This window comes from Pseudoalteromonas sp. CR1 (genome assembly GCF_019392235.1).
In the GTDB taxonomy this organism is placed as follows: domain Bacteria; phylum Pseudomonadota; class Gammaproteobacteria; order Enterobacterales; family Alteromonadaceae; genus Pseudoalteromonas.
The window spans coordinates 1-269 of record NZ_JAHXRM010000274.1; the positions used below are offsets into that span (position 1 = coordinate 1).

1 protein-coding gene is annotated in these 269 nt (G+C 63.2%); it reads left to right on the forward strand.

Translation table 11 applies throughout. The features are described from left to right. Positions 1-269: PAS domain-containing protein (locus tag KZZ04_RS19400; protein WP_219423904.1), on the forward strand; the 269-nt coding region annotated here is incomplete at both ends.

Below are 269 nucleotides of genomic sequence, written 5' to 3' on the forward strand. Positions count from 1 at the left end.
TCGAAACCGGGGTCTTGCAGCACGACGCGAACAAGGTTTTTGAGCGTATCCACCCTCTGGACGTCGAGCGGGTACGGCTGTCGATACGGCTGTCGGCGCTGCAGTTGAGCCATTGGCGCGAAGAGTATCGCGTGGTATTGCCGCAACGCGGGCTGCGCTGGATTCGCGGCGAAGCGACGCCGGAGGAGTTACCCGGCGGCGGCACGTTGTGGCACGGCTATGTTTCGGATATTTCCGATCTCAAGCGGGTCGAGGAGGAGCTGCGCGCG